This is a genomic window from Actinomadura sp. BRA 177, assembly GCF_013372625.1.
Lineage (GTDB): Bacteria > Actinomycetota > Actinomycetes > Streptosporangiales > Streptosporangiaceae > Spirillospora.
The window spans coordinates 1-440 of the sequence record NZ_JABXFD010000028.1 but is presented as its reverse complement, the minus strand read 5'-3'; the positions used below and the strand labels follow the sequence as shown (position 1 = coordinate 440).

Here is a 440-nt window from a genome sequence, read left to right as displayed (position 1 = left end):
GCGGTGTTGGTCTGCCTTCGCCTGGTCGGGTTCCTGGAAGGCGGGGGCGTCCTCCCGCGCCCACGCGTACATCGGCTTGTCGAGGCCGCGGACGGCGCCCCGGTGCAGCTCGACCTGGGCGTCCAGCGCGCTGGCACCCGACTGCGGGACGGCCAGGGCGGCGAGTCCCTTGGCGAACCACTGGTTGGACGCGCCGACGACCAGGAGTTTCGGCCGCGCGTCGCAGCCCGGCGGGTCGAATGTCGCGAGGTGCGGGTGGCGTCCCCGGCAGCGCGGCAGGTTCTCCTCGCCGCGCTTGCCCTGCGCGTCCCGGATGTTGCGGTGCTCCCCGCAGTTCACACATTTGAGCTCGACGTTGGCGCCGAGGTTGCCGCCGCGGTCCTCCATCCGCAGCCGCGGGTGGCTGGCCTTGGCGCACGTTCCGCCACGGTGCACGAAGT

The 440-nt window shown here is 73.0% G+C and carries 1 pseudogene; it reads right to left on the bottom strand.

Features of this window, described 5'->3' with window-relative positions:
- Window positions 1–440: pseudogene (locus tag HUX53_RS00120) on the bottom strand (hypothetical protein); the annotation flags it as partial.